This window comes from Microbacterium trichothecenolyticum (assembly GCF_030818955.1).
Lineage (GTDB): Bacteria > Actinomycetota > Actinomycetes > Actinomycetales > Microbacteriaceae > Microbacterium > Microbacterium trichothecenolyticum_B.
Window position 1 is genome coordinate 2,782,219 of sequence record NZ_JAUTBF010000001.1, and the last position, 17,986, is coordinate 2,800,204.

Consider the following 17,986-nt stretch of genomic DNA (forward strand, 5'->3'; position numbering starts at 1 on the left):
CGAGGAATAGACTGGAGACATCCATTCCGCCTCTCCGGGACGCTCCGTGACCACTCGCTCCTCCGTGCCGTCGTTCGACCTGCGCCACGTGCAGCTCGCGCGCGCTCTCTTCGCGGCGCTCGCCGCCGTCATGGTGACGTTCTCATCCGATCACTCCGCGCCTCTCGGACTCGGCGTGTTCAGCGGCTTCGCCCTCGCGACCGGGCTCGTGCTCGGGCTCTCGGCGTGGCTGGTCTTCCCCCGCACCGAGCGCGCGACGCCGGTTCTGCTGGCCGTGGTCTCGGTGCTGGCGGGGCTTGCGAGCAGTGTGCCGGCGTGGCGCACGACCGGCTTCTTCTTCGGCGTCGTGGTCTCGTGGGCGCTGCTGTCCGGAGTGATCGAACTCATCGGCGCCCTGCGCGATCGTCGAGCCGGCCGTACCGAAGGCGTGCGCGACGGGGTGCTCGTCGGCATCCTCGGCATCGTCCTCGGTCTCGTGCTGCTGCTGCCGATCCAGCAGTACGCGCTCGATTACAGCATCGCCGGGGCGGGCTCGTTCACGCTCACCGGGATCACCATCGCCGTGGGACTGTTCGGCGGATACGCGGCGGTCGTCGCCGTGTTCCTCGCGATCGCGGGCTTCTCGCCCCGCCGCCCCGAATCCGTTCCGGCCGTACCCTCCGAGGAGGCCGCGTCATGACCGACAAGCCCACCACCCGTAAAGACCTGATGAAGCCGATCCAGCTGCTGGGGCTCGCGTTCGTCGCCGCGCTGTTCGCCGGGTTCGTCACGCTCATGTCGATGGGGTTCTTCCAGACCCGGCCCGCCGACGAGATCCAGCGTGCGCTCGTCGTGGCCGCGGTGGCGGCGGGAGCGACGTTCATCGTCGTTCTCGTCAGCGTCGCCCTGATGCTCCTCGTCGTCGACCCCTCGAAGGTCACCGCGACCGTCGACCGGCCGCTGCTCCTGCCCCAAGATGCTCCGGATGCCGACGCCCCCGCCGCCGCGGCAGAGTCCGGCGATCCGTCGACGACGGCGGAATCCGACCGTTCCAGCGACCCCGACGACGGCCCCGCCGCGCCGAAGCCCTGACGCCACGGCATCCCGTCCGGCGTACGCGTGGGGACGCCGGGGTCGGGAGCCGGGGTCGGCGCGTTCTCGTGCCCTGGCGTCTGTGCGTGCTGGTGTCTGTGCGTGCTGGCGGGAGGATCTGGGGTGAGCGAAGGACGTGCCGGGAGTTCTCACCTCCCGTCGCTGCATCTCCTCCGCTGGTCACCGGTCAGCCGACCGTGAGGGGCCGGGCGTGCCAGGTGCAGGTCTGGCGCTCAGGTCTGCCGCTCAGCTCCGCCGCGGGTCGATCATCGTCATGCCGGCCGGCGAGGCGGCATCCATCCCCGGGAGCAGAGCCGCCGCCTCGCCGAGGCCGACCACCCGTTCGATGAGGTCCTGCGGTCGCAGCGCTCCGCTCTCGATGAGCGACAGCATCTCGGGGTAGTCCACCGCGGCCATGCCGTGGCTGCCGAGCAGGTCGAGCTCCCAGGCGATCACGCGCGCCATGGGCATGGCGCTCATGCCGTCGGGGGTGGGAAGCAGGCCGATCTGCACGTGGCGACCGCGGCGTCGAAGGCTCAGGATGCCATCGCGCGCCGTCTGCGCGCTGCCCACCGCGTCGACCGACACGTGACTGCCGCCGCCGGTGAGCTCGTGCACGGCGGCGGCGATGTCGGAGCCGTCGGCGAGGAGCGTGTGCTCGGCGCCGAGACGTCGGGCGATGTCGAGGGCGGCGGGGGTGCGGTCCACGGCGATGACGCGCGCGCCGAGGGCCGCGCCGATCATGACGGCGCTCAGGCCCACGCCCCCGGCGCCGACGACCGTGACCCACTCGCCAGCTTTCACGCGGGCACGGCCGGTGAGGGCGCGGTAGGCGGTGGCGAAGCGGCATCCGAGGGCGGCCGCTGCCTCGAACGAGACGCTCTCGGGGATGCGGACGACGTTCGTGTCGGCGGCGTGCAGCACCACCCGCTCGGCGAACGAGCCCCACTGCGTGAAGCCGGGCTGCTGCTGGTCGGGGCAGACCTGTGCGTCGCTGCTCAGGCACCATTCGCAGGCGCCGCACCCCATGACGAAGGGCACGGTCACGCGCTCGCCCACCGCCCAGCGCTGCACGGCCGTGCCCACCTCGACGATCACGCCCGCCAACTCGTGTCCGGGAACGTGGGGGAGGGCGATGTCGTCGTGGCCCACCCACGCGTGCCAGTCGCTCTTGCACAGGCCGGTGGCGAACACCTCGACGACCACGCCGTCGGCGGGAGCACGCGGCGCCTCGACGTCACGCACCTCGGGCGACTCGGCCAGGGCGTCCATGATCATTGCGCGCATGGCATCCATTCTCGTCTGCGGCGACGACCTGCCCGCCGCCCGCCTCCCGCTAGAAGTCGGCCGCCCCATCCTGGCTGTTGAGTGTCCAAGACACGCCGCTGGCGCGCGGGCTCACGCGGCGTGTCCTGGACACTCAACAGGGGCGCAAGGTGCTGAAGCGTCGGGGGTGCGCGCCGGGCGACGCGCCGGGAGGTCGAGTGTCCAAGACACGCCGCTGGCGCACAGGCCCCAGCGGCGTGTCTTGGACACTCGACAGGGGGTGGCACCGCGCCACCCCACGCCTACAGCGAGTCGACCACCCGCGACGCGAGCCCGGCGTAGGCCGCGGGCGTCAGAGCGAGCAGGCGTTCCTTTGCGGCATCCCCGATGTCGAGGCCGCGCACGAACTCCGCCAACTCGGGGGCACCGACGCGGCGGCCCCGCGTGAGGTCCTTCAGCAGGGCGTAGGGGTCGGTGATCTGCGAGCGGCCGGCGGCGATCTCGGCGCGCACCACGGTCTGGATGGCCTCGGCGAGCACCTCCCAGTTCACGTCGAGGTCGGCCAGCAGCACGTCTTCGGCCAGGGAGATCTCGGTCAGGCCCCGCTGCAGGTTGTCGAGCGCGAGCAGCGAGTGGCCGAAGGCGACGCCGATGTTGCGCTGCGTCGTGGAGTCGGTGAGGTCGCGCTGCAGGCGGCTGGTGACGAGGGTGGATGCCAGGGTGCTGAACAGCCCGCCCGCGATCTCGAGGTTCGCCTCGGCGTTCTCGAAACGGATCGGGTTGATCTTGTGCGGCATGGTCGACGAGCCGGTGGCGCCGGCGACGGGGATCTGCGTGAAGTACCCGAGCGAGATGTAGGTCCAGATGTCGGTGGCGAGGTTGTGCAGGATGCCGCCCGCGTGGCGCGCGCGGTCGTACAGCTCCACCTGCCAGTCGTGCGACTCGATCTGGGTCGTGACCGCGTTGAAGCCCAGGCCCAGCGACTCGATGAACTCCCGCGTCAGCGACGGCCAGTCGACGTCGGGCTCGGCGGCGACGTGCGCCGACCAGGTGCCGGTCGCGCCCGAGAACTTCGCGAGGTACTCCCCGGCATCCAGTTGACGGATGACGCGCTCGAGGCGCCACGCGAAGACACCGATCTCCTTGCCCATCGTCGTGGGGGTGGCGGGCTGGCCGTGGGTGCGCGAGAGCATCGCGGCGTCGCGGTGCTGCACGGCGAGCTCGGCCAGGGCGGCCGTCACCGCACGGAGCTTCGGCAGCCATACGCGCTCGACCGCGCGCTTGACGGTGAGGGCGTAGGCGGTGGAGTTGATGTCTTCGCTCGTGCACGCGAAGTGCGTCAGCTCGGCGAGGGCGGTGAGGCCCAGGGCGTCGAGACGGTCGCGCACGAGGTACTCGACGGCCTTGACGTCGTGACGTGTGACGGCCTCTTTGGCGGCGAGCCACGCGATCTCGTCGGCGCCGAAGTCCTTGTACAGTGCGCGCAGCTTCGCGCGGTCGGCGTCGGACACCGGCGACGTGCCGAACAGCGAGCGGTCGGTCAGTGCGAGCAGCCACTCGACCTCGACCTCGACGCGAGCGCGGTTCAGGCCCGCCTCCGACAGGTAGTCGCCGATCTCGGCGACGGTCGCGAAGTAGCGACCGTCGAGCGGGCTGAGGGGCTGCGGAGGCAGAGAGGACACGGGTCTCCCGGGGGTCGCGCGAAAAGGTCAGCCCGCGGAGCGGATGGCGGGCTCGAGCTGCCGGAACAGAGCGCGGCTGGCGCGTTCGATCATACCGAGCACCTCGTCGAACATCGGGGGGCCGGCGTAGTACGGGTCGGGAACGTCGAGGGTCTCGGCATCCGGAAGGAACGACTGCAGCAGGGCGATCTTGTCGGCGTCGTCGTCGCTGCGCGCCCACCCGCGCAGCACGCGCTCGTGACTGCGGTCCAGCGCGACGACGAGGTCGTTGCGGGCGAAGTCGACGACGGAGAACTGCCGGGCGCGGTGCGCGGCGCCGTCGTATCCGAGGCGCTCGAGGGCGGCGAGGGTGCGGTGGTCGGCCCGCTCGCCGACGTGCCAGTCGCCCGTGCCGGCCGAGCTCGACGCCACGTGCGCTCCGAGACCCGCGTCATCGGCGAGACGGCGGAAGACCACATCGGCCATCGGCGACCGGCAGATGTTGCCGCTGCAGACGAAGACGACGCGGAAGGGAGCGTCGGCACTCGCGGTCATCCCCCCATCATGGCGGGGAAGCGCCTGCCGCGCATCAGCGGTGTGCGCGTTCTTCCCGGCGCCGGCGGAGCAGTCCCCCCAGCACGGCGTTGATGACGCCGATGAGCAGGGCCGCGACCACGGTCAGCCAGAACTCCCCCGTGCGCAGACCCCAGTCCCCGTTCTGCGTGACGGCGGCGGTGAGCCACAGCAGGAACCCGTTGATGATGAGGGAAATGAGCCCGAGGGTGAGGATGTAGAGGGGGATCGCGACGATCTTCACCACGGTGCCGACGATGGCGTTGACGAGCGCGAAGATCAGACCCACCAGCAGCAGGGTCAGCAGCACTTGCAGCCCCTCGCCGGGGGCGAAGGGGATGAGTCGCACCTGCAGAGCCGGCAGCAGCGTGACGATCCAGATGGCGAAGGCGTTGACGGCGACGCGGACGACGAAGCGCATGCGTCCACCCTGGCACGCAGCCGGTGGCCGTGGGGCTCGCACCGCGAATCGGCTCTGACATCGACGGGCCCCGCGCGGTTAGGCTCGCGGGGTGAGTGAAGAGCCGACCCTGCCCCGTATCCGCCCCGAGATCGCCGCGCTGCCGGCGTATCGCCAGGGTCGGCAGGCCAGCGCCGACGCCTTCAAGCTGTCGAGCAACGAAAACCCCAACGAACCGCTCCCCGGTGTCATCGAGGCCGTCGCCGCCGCCGGCGCCTTCAACCGCTACCCGGATGCCACGGCCGCACGGCTGCGAGAACGCCTCGGCGCGCGCTACGGCCTCTCACCCGAGGAGGTCCACATCGGCGCGGGGAGCGTCTCGGTGCTGGCCCAGCTGCTGCTCGCGACGTCGGGACCCGGCGACGAGGTCGTGTACGCGTGGCGATCGTTCGAGGCGTACCCCTCGCTCGTCGCCGTGACCGGTGCGACGAGCGTGCAGGTGCCGCTGACGGCCGATGCCCGTCACGACCTTCCCGCGATGGCCGCCGCGGTCACCGACCGCACCCGGGTCGTCATCGTGTGCAGCCCCAACAACCCGACCGGCCCCACGGTGGGATACGACGAGTTCGTCGCGCTCGTCGATGCGGTACCGAGCGACGTGTTGATCGTGCTCGACGAGGCATACGCCGAGTTCGTCACCGACCCGGCTGCGGTCGAGGGCGGCCGCGTGCGCGCGGTGCTCGAGCGCCCCAACGTCGTGGTGCTCCGCACGTTCTCGAAGGCGTACGGTCTCGCGGGTCTTCGCGTCGGCTACGCGGTGGGTCACACTCACGTGCTGGATGCCGCCCGCAGCACCGCCATTCCGCTCTCGGTCACGGCGGCGGCGGAGGCCGCGGCGCTGGCGAGCCTGGATGCCGAGAGCGAACTGCTGCACCGCGTCTCGGTGATCGCCGCGCGGCGTGATCGCCTCGTCGAGCGCCTGCGTGAGGTCGGGTGGGACGTTCCCGACGCGCAGGGCAACTTCGTCTGGCTCGCCGCCGGGGAGCGCACGCTCGAGATCGCCGCGGCATTCGAGGAGGCGGGACTCATCGTCCGCCCATTCGCGGGTGACGGCATCCGGATCTCGATCGGCGAAGAGGAGTCGCTCGACCGCGTCGTCGAGGTGGCCCGGGCGGTCGCCCCGCGCTGACGCCGCGTTCCCCTCTTCGCTGCTTCCTCTCCGTTGACTTCCTCTCCGTTGACTTCGGCGTTATGTACGCGCGGGACGCTTCCTCGCGTACATTTCCCCGAAGTCAACTTCACGCGGCGCGGCGCGTGCGCGAGAGCACGCCACGCGGCGGGGTTGTTGAACATCGACGCCGAATCGCGGCATCCGTTGTGCACCTCATGCGGTCCGGCGCATGGGCTGCGCGTTAGCGTGGGTTCATGACCCCGCTCGACGACCCCGCTCTCGTGCGCGTTCTGGCAGCCGACGGCACGCTGGCCCCCACGCCCGCCGCCGAGCGCTACCTGCCGCTCATCGACGCCCTCACCGACGCCGAGCTCGAGACGTTCTACCGCGACATGGTCTCGATCCGCGCGTTCGACGTGCAGGCAACCAACCTCCAGCGCCAGGGCCAGCTGGCCCTGTGGCCGCCGTCGTTCGGCCAGGAGGCGGCCCAGGTCGGCTCGGCCCGCGCGGCCCGCGCGCAGGACCACATCTTCCCCTCGTACCGCGAGCACGTGGTCACCCGCATCCGCGGCGTGGATCCGCTCGACATCATCCGCCTCATGCGCGGGCTCACGCACGGCGGGTGGGACCCGACCGACCCGAAGAACGGCAACACGCACATCTACACGCTCGTGCTCGGCGCGCAGACGCTGCACGCCACGGGCCTCGGCATGGGACTCGTCTTCGACGGCAAGTGCGGCACGGGCGACCCCGAGCGCGACGAGGCCGTCATCGTCTACTACGGCGACGGTGCGTCCAGCCAGGGCGACGTGCACGAGGCCATGGTCTTCGCCGCGAGCTTCCAGACCCCCGAGGTGTTCTTCCTGCAGAACAACCAGTGGGCCATCTCCGTCCCCGTCGCCACGCAATCGCGCTCGCCGCTGTACAAGCGGGGTGAGGGCTATGGCATCCCGAGCACCCAGGTCGACGGCAATGACGTTCTCGCCAGCTACGCCGTGTCGAAGCTCGCCCTCGACGAGGCCCGTGCCGGTGGCGGCCCCCGCGCGATCGAGGCGATGACCTACCGCATGGGGGCGCACACCACGAGCGACGACCCCACCAAGTACCGCACCTCCGACGAGGAGAAGGCGTGGGCCGGGCGCGACCCGATCGCCCGCATGCGCGCGTTCCTCGAGGCCCGCGGCGCCTCGCGGCAGTTCTTCGACGACGCGGATGCCGAGGGCGCCGCGCTCGCCGACGACGTGCGCGTGCGCACGAACGAGCTGGGCTCGATCCCGCGCGCGCACATGTTCGAGAGCGTGTACTCCGAGGCGCATGCGCTGATCCAGGAGGAGCAGCGCTGGCTCGACGACTACGAGGCGTCGATGGAAGGGGGCGCCGAGTGAGTGAGAACCTCCCGATCAGCCGGGCGCTGAACGCGGGCCTGCGCCGTGCGCTCGAGACGAACGACCGCGTTCTGCTCATGGGCGAGGACATCGGCCCGCTCGGCGGCGTGTTCCGCGTGACCGAGGGACTGCAGAAGGACTTCGGGCCGCGCCGCGTGATCGACTCGCCGCTCGCGGAATCGGGCATCGTCGGCACCGCGATCGGCCTGGCGATGGGCGGGTTCCGCCCCGTGCTCGAGATCCAGTTCGACGGCTTCGTCTTCCCTGCGTTCGATCAGATCACCTCGCAGCTGGCGAAGATCACGAACCGTCACGAGGGCGCGGTGCGCATGCCCGTCGTCATCCGCATCCCCTACGGCGGGCACATCGGCGCGGTCGAGCACCACCAGGAGAGCCCCGAGGCGTACTTCACGCACACCGCAGGGCTCCGGGTCGTCAGCCCCTCGAACGCCAACGACGCGTACTGGATGATCCAGCAGGCGATCGACTCCCCCGACCCGGTGGTCTTCCTCGAGCCGAAGGCGAAGTACTGGCAGAAGGGCGAGGTCGACCTCGAGGCCCCCGCGCTGCCGCTGCACGCGAGCCGTGTCATCCGCCGCGGCACCGACGTGACCCTCGTCGGCCACGGTGCCATGGTGACGACCCTGCTGCAGGCCGCCGCGCTCGCCGAGAGCGAGGGCACGAGCTGCGAGGTCATCGACCTGCGCTCGCTGTCGCCGGTCGACTACGGCCCCCTGCTCGATTCGGTGCGCCGCACCGGCCGCATGGTCTACGCGCAGGAGGCGCCGGGCTTCACCTCGCTCGGCTCCGAGATCGCCGCGACCGTCATGGAGAAGGCGTTCTTCGCGCTCGAGGCGCCCGTGCTGCGCGTGTCGGGCTTCGACGTGCCCTTCCCGCCCGCGAAGCTCGAGGGCACCTACCTGCCCGACGCCGACCGCATCCTCGAGGCCGTCGACCGGTCTCTCGCCTACTGACCTGCTTTCGTGACCGCGAGCGGCGTCGGTGAGATGCTGGTCGCGAGCAAAGGACACACCGTGACCGACCAGACCTTCGTGCTCCCCGACGTCGGGGAAGGCCTCACCGAGGCCGAGATCGTGCAGTGGCGCGTCGCGCCGGGTGACAGCGTCGCCGTCAACGACGTGATCGTCGAGATCGAGACGGCCAAGTCGCTCGTCGAGCTGCCCTCGCCCTACGCCGGAACGGTCGGCGAGCTGTTGGCATCCGAGGGGTCGACCGTCGAGGTCGGCGCGCCGATCATCACGATCGGATCTTCGGATGCCGCGGCCCCGGCGCCCGCGGAACTCGCCACGGTTCCCGAGCCCAGCGACCCCGGCGGGGCCGTGCTCGTCGGCTACGGCACGGGCGGCGCGGTGTCGTCGCGGCGTCGCAAGCCCGCTGAGCGTCCCGTCAAGGCATCCGTTGGCGTGGTGGCGAAGCCTCCGATCCGCAAGCTCGCGCGCGACCTGGGCGTCGACCTGTCGGCCGTGACCCCGAGCGGGCCCGCCGGCGAGGTGACGCGTGCCGACGTCGTGAAGCACGCCGAACAGGCCAGCGTGTTCCGCAACATCGAGACGCCCGAGTGGGGTGCCGTGCGCGAGGAGACGATCCCGGTGCCTGCGCCCGCTTCCGCCGCGCCGGCCGCCGATGCCCGCGAGGAGTCCATCCCCGTCCGCGGCGTCCGCAAGGCGACCGCCAACGCCATGACCTCGAGCGCCTACTCGGCCCCGCACGTGTCGGTGTGGGTCGACGTCGACGCCTCGCGCACGATGGAGCTCGTCAAGCGCCTCAAGGCCTCGCCCGACTTCGCCGACGTGAAGATCTCGCCGCTGCTGATCATGGCGCGCGCCGTCATCTGGGCGCTCCGCCGCACGCCGATGATCAACGCCGCCTGGGTCGACACCGAAGACGGCGCGCAGATCTCGGTGCGCCACTACGTGAACCTCGGCATCGCTGCCGCCACCCCGCGCGGCCTGCTCGTACCCAACATCAAAGACGCGCAGAGCATGAACACGCGCGAGCTCGCGAAGGCGCTCGAGAGCCTCACGCTCACCGCGCGCGAGGGCAAGACGAGCCCCGCAGACCAGACCGGCGGCACGTTCACGATCACGAACATCGGCGTGTTCGGAGTGGATGCCGGAACCCCGATCATCAACCCCGGTGAGGCCGGCATCATCGCGCTCGGCGCGATCCGCCAGAAGCCGTGGGTGGTCGACGGCGAGGTGCGCCCCCGCTGGGTGACCACGGTGTCGGGGTCGTTCGATCACCGCGTGGTCGACGGCGACGGCATCTCGCGGTTCATCGCCGACGTGGCATCCGTTCTGGAGGAGCCGGCGCTGCTGCTCGACTGAGTGGTCAGCCCAGCCTCAGTCGACCTCGGGAATGTCATACCGGAGGGCGAGGCTGTCGGCGACGTTTCCCAGCCGTTGGTCGAAGGTCGCGAGGGGAACGCCGCGGTGCACGGCCGCGGCGAGGGCGCAGGTGTCGGGCATTTTGAGCCCGTGATCGGCGCGGAGTCGCGCAAGCAGCAGAGGTTCCGCCGGGCCGATCGCCGCGAGCTCCACTCCGAGTGCTTGCAGTCGCGCCCACATGGCGGCATCTCGACCTGACTTCGCGGCGCCGACGAGGGTCTCGGCTGCGGTGAGAGGGTGCATGAGGAACGGCCCCGGCTCGACGGCCAGGAGGTTCTTCGCTGCTGCATGGTGTGCGTCGTCAGGGGTGAAGAGGGCGATCACCACACCGGCGTCGAGGCAGATCACTCGGGCCATTCGTCGCGGAGGTCGTCGAGGTAGCCCGGAGGGTAGATCCCGGCGAACTCGTCGACGGCCGCGTCCACTTCTCGTCGGCGGGCCGCAGAGGCGATGTCATCCGACGCTTTCAAGCTCTTCGCGCCCTCAGCTGCGAGGCGGGCAAGAAGCACGGCCGGCTTCTCGTTCGGCCAGACCTTGTGTGCGACCTGTAACGCCTCCTCGACCTCGAGGGTGTGCGTCACCTGCGTGCGCTTCTTGGTGGTCGGCATCGCTCGAGTGTACCACCGTGATAGAGGTGACACACCTGGCGTCTATGTCGCAACGGGTGGTTTGTCCAGTCGATTACTCTGCGTGACGACCCGTTACCAGCCGTAACGGTTCGACTTTGGCATCCGCCATGCCCGTGATCGTGTGGAGCTATGACTTCACGCACCACCGCACGCCTGGCCACGATCCTCAGTGCATCCGCAGCTGCCCTTCTCTTCACCCTCACCGGTTGCGCCGGTGGATCCAACGCGGGAGACGCTTCGTCCCGCATCGTCATCGGCGCCGACGACGGCAACGAAGCGCACTGGACGGTGCTGAAGCAGAAGCTCGCGGGCGAAGGCATCGACCTCGAGGTGCGCACGATCAACGACGGCGTGCAGCTCAACCAGGGCGTGCAGGACGGCGAGCTCGACGTGAACCTCTTCCAGCACCTCATCTACCTGTCGCAGTTCAACGTCGAGAACAACGGCACGCTCGTGCCCGTCGGTGCGACCGCGGTGTACCCGCTCGCGCTGTACTCGGAGCAGTACACCGACGTGAAGGACCTGCCCGAGGGCGCGAAGATCGCGATCCCCAACAACCCCACCAACCTCGCGCGCGGCCTGCTCAACCTGCAGACCGCAGGGCTCCTGACGCTCAAGGACGGCGGCAACGCCCTGTCGACCCCGGCCGACATCGAGACGAGCAAGATCGAGCTGCTGCCCGTCGACAGCAACCAGACCGTCACCGCCCTCAAGGACGGCAGCGCGCAGGCCGCGATCGTCAACAACACGCAGGCGCAGAAGGGCGGGCTCGGTGACGAGCTCATCATCTTCAAGGAAGACCTGAACAACCCGCAGCTCGCGCCCTACATCAACGCCTTCGTCACGCGCGATGACAAGAAGGACGACCCCCGCTGGGAGAAGCTCGTCGCGGCGTACCACTCGCCCGAGGTCGAGGCCGCGGTCACCGAACTGAACCAGGGCAACCTGCAGTTCAAGACCGAGTGGACCGCCGCCCAGCTGCAGGACGAGCTGACGAGTCTCGAAGACGCCCTCAAGGCCCAGAAGGGATGACCGCGGTCATCGAGCTGCGGGGGGTCACCAAGAGCTTCCGCGCCGATCGCCGCACCACCACCACCGCGGTCGACGACGTGTCGCTGACCGTGGAGGAGGGGTCGATCGTCGGGGTCATCGGGTACTCCGGCGCCGGCAAATCGACGCTCGTGCGCCTGCTGAACGGCCTCGAGCAGCCGACGTCGGGCACCGTCGAGGTGCTCGGCGTCGACGTGGGCGCGGCGTCAGAGGCGAAGCTGCGCGATCTGCGACGGCGGGTCGGCATGATCTTCCAGCAGTTCAACCTCTTCACCTCGCGCACGGTCGCGGCCAACGTCGCCTACCCGCTCAAGGTGGCGGGCTGGAAGAAGACCGACCGCGACAAGCGCGTCGCCGAGCTGCTCGACTTCGTCGGCATCGGCGACAAGGCGAAGCAGTACCCGCGGCGCCTGTCGGGCGGCCAGAAGCAGCGCGTCGGCATCGCCCGCGCGATCGCGACCGACCCGCGCATCCTGCTCGCCGACGAGGCGACGAGCGCCCTCGACCCGCAGACCACGGCCGAGGTGCTCGACCTGCTGCGCGAGATCAACCGGCGCCTCGGCATCACGATCGTCGTGATCACGCACCAGATCTCGATCGTGCACGAGCTGTGCGACCAGGTCATCGTCATGGAGGGCGGCCGCGTCGTCGACAGCGGCGACACGTATCGCGTCTTCGCGCACCCGCGCGCCGAGCTGACCAAGCGTTTCGTCGCGGCCGTGACCCAGGGCGTGCCGTCGGGCGAGGCGCTGTCGGCGCTCGCCGCGGGCGGCGGCGACCTCGTGAGCGTCGAGGTCAACGAGTTCACCAGCGAAGACGTGTCCGAGGTGTTCCACCGCCACGGCGCGCGGCACTCCGTCGTCTACGGCGGCGTCACCGACGTGCTCGGCAAGCAGCTCGGCACTCTCACCTACCGCGTACACGCCGACGACCTCGACGCCATCGTGGCCGAGCTGCGCGCCCACACCGACGTCGTGCTGCCGAACGCCGAGGAGGCCCGCGCATGAACAAGTGGGACACCCTCACCCCCGTGCTGCTGCAGTCCATCGGCGAGACGGTCTACATGGTGGCCGTGTCGCTGCTCATCTCGGGTGTCGCTGGCCTCGTCATCGGCGCACTGCTCTACGCCACCCGGCCCGGCAACCTGTTCGAGAACCGCGTGGTCTTCGCCGTCGCGAACCTCGTGATCAACGTCATCCGCCCGATCCCGTTCATCATCTTCCTCACCGCCGTGGCCCCGGTCACGCGCGCGGTGACGGGAACGACCCTGGGAACGGATGCCGCGATCGTCCCGATCACGATCATGGCCACGGTCGTGATCGCCCGCGTCGTCGAGCAGAACCTCGTCGCCGTCGATCCCGGCACCGTCGAGGCCGCCCGGGCCGTGGGGGCCCGCCGCATCGGCGTGCTGTTCGGCGTCGTCATCCCCGAGGCGCTCGCGCCGTTGATCCTCGGCTACACGTTCATGTTCATCGCGGTCGTCGACATGTCGGCCATGGCGGGGTACATCGGCGGCGGCGGACTCGGAAACTTCGCGATCATCTACGGCTACCAGCAGTTCAACCAGCAGGCCACGTGGGTGACGGTGGCGATCATCGTCGTGATCGTGCAGGCCGCGTCAGCTGCTCGGCAACGCGCTGGCCCACCGCATCCTGCGCCGCTGACCCCTCCCAACAGCCCGTTGAGTGTCCAGAACACGCCGTTCATCGCCGTGCGCGTGCGGCGTGTCCTGGACACTCAACGTTCGCGTGGGGCGCCCGCGGTGCCCAGCCGCGGCACGCCGCAACGTGGAGGCGCCGTGTCAGCCGCGGCCGGCCTCAGCGCGCAGCACGTCGGCCAGCACGTCGAGGCCGCGGTGGGCGTCGGCGTCGCCGATGACGGCGGGGGGCACGACGTGCACGCGGTTGTCGGCGAAGAAGCCGAGCACGCCCCGCTCGAGCATCCCGGCCTTGATCGCGCCGATCCGCGCCGCGGCCACCGGCTCGCGGGTCGCGGGGTCGGCGACGAGCTCGACGGCCCAGAACACCCCGCGTCCGCGCACCTCGCCGACGAGCGGTGACTCCTCTGCCAGGGCGTGCAGGCGCGGCCCGATGACGTCGTCGCCGATGCGGCGGGCGTTCTCGATCACGCCCTCGTCGGCCATGGCCTGCTGAGCGGCGACGATGGATGCCGCGGCCAGCGGGTGCCCCGAGTACGTCAGGCCACCCGGGAAGACACGGTCGTCGAACACCGAGGCGACGGCATCCGAGATGATGACGCCGCCGACGGGCACATAGCCGGAGTTCACGCCCTTGGCGAAGGTGATGAGGTCGGGGCGCACACCGAACCCGTCGAACGCGAACCACTCACCGGTGCGCGCGAAGCCCGCCATGACCTCGTCGAGGATGAGCAGGATGCCATAGCGGTCGGCGATCTCGCGCACACCGGCCAGGTAGCCCGGCGGGGGCACGAGCACGCCCGCGGTGCCCGGGATCGTCTCGAAGAGGAACGCGGCGATGGTGTCGGGACCCTCGGCCTGCACGGTGCGCTCGAGGTGGCGGAGCGCTCGCTCGCACTCCTGCTCGGGCGTCTCGGCCCAGAACTCGGAGCGGTACAGGTACGGGCCGAAGACGTGCACGTGACCGCGGGAGTACTCGTTCGGCATCCGTCGCCAATCGCCGGTGGCGACGATGGCTGCGCCCGTGTTGCCGTGGTACGACCGGTAGTGCGAGACCACCTTGTCGCGCCCGGTGGCCAGGCGGGCCATGCGGATCGCGTTCTCGTTGGCATCCGCCCCGCCGTTGGTGAAGAACACCTTCGAGAAGCCTTCGGGAGCCCGCTGCAGGATCAACTCGGCGGCGTGCGCCCGGGTCTCGTTCGCGTGGGCGGGGGCGACCGTCGTCAGCTGCGCCGCCTGCTCCTGGATCGCCGCCACGACCTTGGGGTGCTGATGACCGATGTTGACGTTGACCAGCATGCTCGAGAAGTCGAGGTAGCGCCGCCCGTCGGCATCCCACACCTCGACCCCGAGGCCGCCCGCGAGGGGGAGGGGGGCGAGGGTGCGCTGCGCCGACCACGAGTGGAAGACGCTGCGGTGGTCGCGTGCGCTGATCTCGGCGTTACGGGGAGTGTCCAAAGGCGTCGGCATGTCCCCAGTGTGCGGCGCGGTGCTCGCGCGTGGGATCACGGATCTGTCGGTAACCTCGTCCCACGCTCGACAGATTGGCCACTCATGCCGGCATCCCTCCGTGTCCTCCTCGAGTCCGGTGCGTTCGACCTGCGTCCGGTGACCCCGCTCGACGACGAGATCCTCGACCACCCGATCTCGTGGGTGCACAGTTCCGACATGCTCGATCCCACGCCGTGGCTCGAGCGCGGCAATCTGCTGCTCACCAACGGCGCGCAGTTCTCGTCGACCCCGGATGCCGACGAGGTGGCCGCGTACTGCCGACGCCTGCGTGACCTCGGGGCCGCCGGCCTCGGCTTCGCCGTCGACGTCATCCATCCGGCGATCCCCCGGCCCGTGGTCGAAGCCTGCGCACGGGAGGGTGTGCCGCTCATCCAGGTCGCCGGACCCGTGCCGTTCATCGGGATCATCCGTTTCGTGGCCGATCTCATCGCCGCCGACCGTGCGGCCCGGTTCTCGTGGCTGCTCGACGCGCAGCGGTCCGTCGCGCGCGCGGCCGTTCGCGACGACGGCCTGCGCGAGATCCTGCGCACGCTCTCGCGGCTGCTCGACACGTGGGTCGAGCTGTACGACGCGGCGGGAGCGCCCGTCCCGCTGCGTGGGCTGCGTCCGGTGCCTCGGCAGCTCGCGGTCGAGGTCGGGCGCGAGGTGCGGATGCTGCTCGAACGGCGCACGCCCGCGAGCCTGCTCGTGCCTCCGCCCGACGGGGCGCTGCTGCAGACGATCGGGCAGAGCTCGCGACTGCGCGGTGTGCTTGCGGTGGGCGCCCGCGAACCTCTCGATCCCGCGGGAAAAGACCTGGTCGCCACCGTGGTCGCTCTGGCGAGCGTGGCGCTCGAGCAGCAGCGGCAGCTGCAGGCATCGTTGCGCGGGGTGCGTTCGGCCACCGTCGAACTGCTGCTGGGCGCGCAGCGGTCGACGGCCGAGCGCGTCGCCGAAACGGCGTGGGGAGGTCTGCCGACCGGTGCGGTCCACGTCGCGGTGATGCCCGGCGGGGCCGCGGTCGGCGGGCTGCTCGACGAACTCGACCTCGCAGCGGTCGCCCCGCAGCATCTCTTCTACGCTCCGCACGGCGACGACGTGGTCGTGATCTTCGCCGATGACGTGCGCGACGCGCTGTCGATGCTCGTCGAACGGCATCGGCTACGCGTCGGCACGGCACCGTATCCCCCCGGGGAGCCGTTCGCGACCGTTGTCCGGCAGGCGGCGCACGCGGCACGTTCCGCGACGGCCGGGCGCGTGAGCGCGTACGACGACATGCCCGGTCGTGGGCTCGTCGGAGTCCTTCGCGAGGGCGGAGGCGATCTGCTCGCGCAGACTCTCCTCCAGCCGCTGGCGGCCCTGCCGAGCGTCGACCGCCGGCGTCTGCGCGAGTCGGCGCGTGCGTGGATCGAGGCGAACGGCGCCTGGGATCCCGCCGCCCGGGCGCTCGGCATCCATCGTCATACGCTGAAGGCACGGATCGCGCAGCTCGAACGCGTGCTCGAGCTCGACCTGTCGACGTTCGCCGGTCGCGCGGAGCTGTGGGCGGCGCTCGAACTGCGCGACGACGCCGCGAAGGACCAGGGCCGCGACTGAGGGGTCGCGGCCCTGTCGGCGTCAGCTGTTCTGCGGGAAGCCCAGGTTGATGCCGCCGTGGGTGGCGGGGTCCAGCCAGCGGCTGGTGACCGCCTTCTCGCGGGTGAAGAAGTCGAAGCCGTGCACGCCGTACGCCTTGGCGTCGCCGAACAGGCTCTTCTTCCAGCCGCCGAACGAGTGATACGCCACCGGCACGGGGATAGGGACGTTGATGCCGATCATGCCGACCTGCACCTCGCTCTGGAAGCGGCGGGCAGCGCCGCCGTCGTTGGTGAAAATGGCGGTGCCGTTGCCGAACTCGCCGCTGTTGATGAGCGCGAGGCCCTCGTCGTAGGAGGCCACGCGCACGACCGAGAGCACGGGGCCGAAGATCTCGTCGGTGTACGCGCGAGATGACGTGGGGACGGCATCGAGCAGGGTGGGGCCGAAGAAGAAGCCGTCTTCGTGGCCCTCGATGCGCAAGCCGCGCCCGTCGACGACGACCCGCGCACCGTCGGCCTCGGCGATGTCGACGTAGGAGGCCACCTTGTCGCGGTGCATCTCGCTGATCAGCGGGCCCATGTCGGGCTCCTCGGCCGCGGCGCCGTTGCCGATCCGCAGCTTCGCGATGCGCTCGGTGATCTTCTCGACGAGGTCGTCGGCGACGGGCTCGACGGCCAGCACGACCGAGACGGCCATGCACCGCTCGCCGGCGGCTCCGAACCCGGCGTTGACCGCCGAGTCGGCCACGAGGTCGAGGTCGGCGTCGGGGAGGACCAGCATGTGGTTCTTCGCTCCGCCGAGGGCCTGCACGCGCTTGCCGTTCCCCGCCGCAGTCTCGTAGATGTACTGGGCGATCGGTGTGGAACCGACGAACGAGATCGACTGCACCTCGGGGGCGTGCAGCAGGCCGTCGACGGCGACCTTGTCGCCCTGCAGCACGGTGAAGGCGCCCGCGGGGAGACCGGCCTCCTTCCACAGCTGCGCCAGCCAGAGCGAAGCGGAGGGGTCTTTCTCGCTGGGTTTGAGGATCACGGCGTTGCCCGCGGCGAGGGCGATGGGGAAGAACCACATCGGCACCATCGCGGGAAAGTTGAAGGGGCTGATGACTCCGACGATTCCGAGCGGCTGCTTGAGCGAATACACGTCGACGCCGGTCGAGGCGTTCTCGCTGTACGCCCCCTTGATGAGGTGCGGGAAGCCGGTGGCGAGTTCGACGACCTCCTGGCCGCGGGCGATCTCGCCCATCGCGTCCGAGAGCACTTTGCCGTGCTCGGCGGTGAGGATCGCGGCCAGCTCCGTCTTGCGGGCGTTCAGCAGCTCGCGAAACGCGAACAGCACGCTCTGCCGCTTCGCGATCGAGTACCCGCTCCACGCCTGGAATCCGCGCTCGGCCGAGGCGATGGCCGCTGCGACGTCGGCCTCGTCGGCCAGCGCCACGTGCGCCTGCACGACTCCGGTGGCCGGGTTGTATACGGGGGCGGTCCGCCCCCCGGACGAGCCGGCGGCGGCGCCGTCGAACCAGTGCGCGATGACGGGGAGGTCGTTGTCGGTCATGCGTCCCAGTAAAAGACGTCGTGGGAGGCGGAGTGGATGCCAATATGCCCAGCTTGCGTGCCATTCATGGACGATGTGGCAGTGCGTGTCGC

General features: G+C 70.3%; 17 protein-coding genes and 1 pseudogene. 10 read left to right on the forward strand and 8 right to left on the reverse strand.

Going from position 1 to position 17,986, the window contains the following annotated elements; all coding sequences use genetic code 11:
- Positions 1 to 46: 46 nt before the first annotated feature.
- Together QE412_RS13160 and QE412_RS13165 are read left to right on the forward strand one after the other, a co-directional pair.
- Positions 47 to 679, forward strand: coding sequence for an acyl-CoA synthetase (locus tag QE412_RS13160; RefSeq protein ID WP_307484534.1), 633 nt, complete (start codon positions 47 to 49; stop codon positions 677 to 679).
- Complete coding sequence (locus QE412_RS13165) at positions 676 to 1,071, forward strand: amino acid transporter (RefSeq protein WP_307484536.1); 396 nt, start codon at positions 676 to 678, stop codon at positions 1,069 to 1,071. The genes QE412_RS13160 and QE412_RS13165 overlap by 4 nt, the downstream gene beginning before the upstream one ends.
- Positions 1,072 to 1,317: 246 nt before the next feature.
- Here QE412_RS13165 and QE412_RS13170 read toward each other — a convergent pair whose 3' ends face one another.
- The 4 genes from QE412_RS13170 to QE412_RS13185 all read right to left on the reverse strand — a co-directional run bounded on the left by QE412_RS13170 (position 1,318) and on the right by QE412_RS13185 (position 4,992).
- Positions 1,318 to 2,358 (reverse strand): zinc-binding dehydrogenase, encoded by a 1,041-nt coding sequence (locus tag QE412_RS13170; protein WP_307484538.1) that lies wholly within the window; start codon positions 2,356 to 2,358, stop codon positions 1,318 to 1,320.
- 281 nt (positions 2,359 to 2,639) lie between these two features.
- Positions 2,640 to 4,019, reverse strand: a complete 1,380-nt coding sequence (gene purB, locus QE412_RS13175; protein WP_307484540.1) for an adenylosuccinate lyase — start codon at positions 4,017 to 4,019, stop codon at positions 2,640 to 2,642.
- Between the two features lie 27 nt (positions 4,020 to 4,046).
- The gene (locus QE412_RS13180; RefSeq protein ID WP_307484542.1) at positions 4,047 to 4,553 is read right to left on the reverse strand and encodes a low molecular weight protein-tyrosine-phosphatase; all 507 of its coding nucleotides are present in this window, start codon (positions 4,551 to 4,553) and stop codon (positions 4,047 to 4,049) included.
- Positions 4,554 to 4,587: 34 nt separating this feature from the next.
- Entirely contained in the window at positions 4,588 to 4,992 is a 405-nt protein-coding gene (locus QE412_RS13185; protein ID WP_307484545.1) for a phage holin family protein, read from the reverse strand.
- A gap of 91 nt (positions 4,993 to 5,083) precedes the next feature.
- Between QE412_RS13185 and QE412_RS13190 the strand changes: the two genes are divergently transcribed.
- From QE412_RS13190 to QE412_RS13205, 4 genes are all read left to right on the forward strand, one after another.
- Complete coding sequence (locus QE412_RS13190; protein WP_307484546.1) at positions 5,084 to 6,160, forward strand: histidinol-phosphate transaminase; 1,077 nt, start codon at positions 5,084 to 5,086, stop codon at positions 6,158 to 6,160.
- Positions 6,161 to 6,396: 236 nt separating this feature from the next.
- On the forward strand, positions 6,397 to 7,527 hold the full coding sequence (locus QE412_RS13195) for a thiamine pyrophosphate-dependent enzyme (protein ID WP_307484548.1): 1,131 nt from the start codon (positions 6,397 to 6,399) through the stop codon (positions 7,525 to 7,527).
- Entirely contained in the window at positions 7,524 to 8,501 is a 978-nt protein-coding gene (locus tag QE412_RS13200) for an alpha-ketoacid dehydrogenase subunit beta (protein ID WP_307484551.1), read from the forward strand. Before QE412_RS13195 ends, QE412_RS13200 begins: the two co-directional genes overlap by 4 nt.
- Before the next feature lie 60 nt (positions 8,502 to 8,561).
- Positions 8,562 to 9,875, forward strand: coding sequence for a dihydrolipoamide acetyltransferase family protein (locus QE412_RS13205; RefSeq protein WP_307484553.1), 1,314 nt, complete (start codon positions 8,562 to 8,564; stop codon positions 9,873 to 9,875).
- Between the two features lie 15 nt (positions 9,876 to 9,890).
- Here QE412_RS13205 and QE412_RS13210 read toward each other — a convergent pair whose 3' ends face one another.
- Both QE412_RS13210 and QE412_RS13215 read right to left on the reverse strand, forming a co-directional pair.
- Positions 9,891 to 10,283: a type II toxin-antitoxin system VapC family toxin gene (locus QE412_RS13210; protein WP_307484555.1), complete on the reverse strand. Its 393-nt coding sequence runs from the start codon at positions 10,281 to 10,283 to the stop codon at positions 9,891 to 9,893.
- Positions 10,280 to 10,543 carry a hypothetical protein gene (locus QE412_RS13215; RefSeq protein WP_307484558.1) on the reverse strand — a complete coding sequence of 88 codons (264 nt, stop codon included), beginning with the start codon at positions 10,541 to 10,543 and terminating at the stop codon, positions 10,280 to 10,282. Before QE412_RS13215 ends, QE412_RS13210 begins: the two co-directional genes overlap by 4 nt.
- Positions 10,544 to 10,693: 150 nt before the next feature.
- Here QE412_RS13215 and QE412_RS13220 point away from each other — a divergent pair, with 150 nt between their 5' ends.
- The 3 genes and pseudogenes from QE412_RS13220 (at position 10,694) to QE412_RS13230 (ending at position 13,278) form a co-directional block, all read left to right on the forward strand.
- Positions 10,694 to 11,596: a MetQ/NlpA family ABC transporter substrate-binding protein gene (locus tag QE412_RS13220; RefSeq protein WP_307484561.1), complete on the forward strand. Its 903-nt coding sequence runs from the start codon at positions 10,694 to 10,696 to the stop codon at positions 11,594 to 11,596.
- Positions 11,593 to 12,621 (forward strand): methionine ABC transporter ATP-binding protein, encoded by a 1,029-nt coding sequence (locus tag QE412_RS13225; protein ID WP_307484565.1) that lies wholly within the window; start codon positions 11,593 to 11,595, stop codon positions 12,619 to 12,621. The genes QE412_RS13220 and QE412_RS13225 overlap by 4 nt, the downstream gene beginning before the upstream one ends.
- Positions 12,618 to 13,278, forward strand: a pseudogene (locus QE412_RS13230) (methionine ABC transporter permease). The gene QE412_RS13225 and the pseudogene QE412_RS13230 overlap by 4 nt, the downstream one beginning before the upstream one ends.
- A 137-nt stretch (positions 13,279 to 13,415) precedes the next feature.
- On the opposite strand, the gene QE412_RS13235 reads toward QE412_RS13230, so the two are convergent.
- Positions 13,416 to 14,741: an aspartate aminotransferase family protein gene (locus QE412_RS13235; protein ID WP_307484568.1), complete on the reverse strand. Its 1,326-nt coding sequence runs from the start codon at positions 14,739 to 14,741 to the stop codon at positions 13,416 to 13,418.
- An 84-nt stretch (positions 14,742 to 14,825) separates the two neighbouring features.
- Here QE412_RS13235 and QE412_RS13240 point away from each other — a divergent pair, with 84 nt between their 5' ends.
- Complete coding sequence (locus tag QE412_RS13240; RefSeq protein ID WP_307484572.1) at positions 14,826 to 16,358, forward strand: PucR family transcriptional regulator; 1,533 nt, start codon at positions 14,826 to 14,828, stop codon at positions 16,356 to 16,358.
- Positions 16,359 to 16,379: 21 nt separating this feature from the next.
- Here the strand turns inward: QE412_RS13240 and QE412_RS13245 are convergent, their stop codons facing one another.
- Positions 16,380 to 17,894, reverse strand: coding sequence for a CoA-acylating methylmalonate-semialdehyde dehydrogenase (locus tag QE412_RS13245; protein ID WP_307484575.1), 1,515 nt, complete (start codon positions 17,892 to 17,894; stop codon positions 16,380 to 16,382).
- Positions 17,895 to 17,986: the final 92 nt, after the last annotated feature.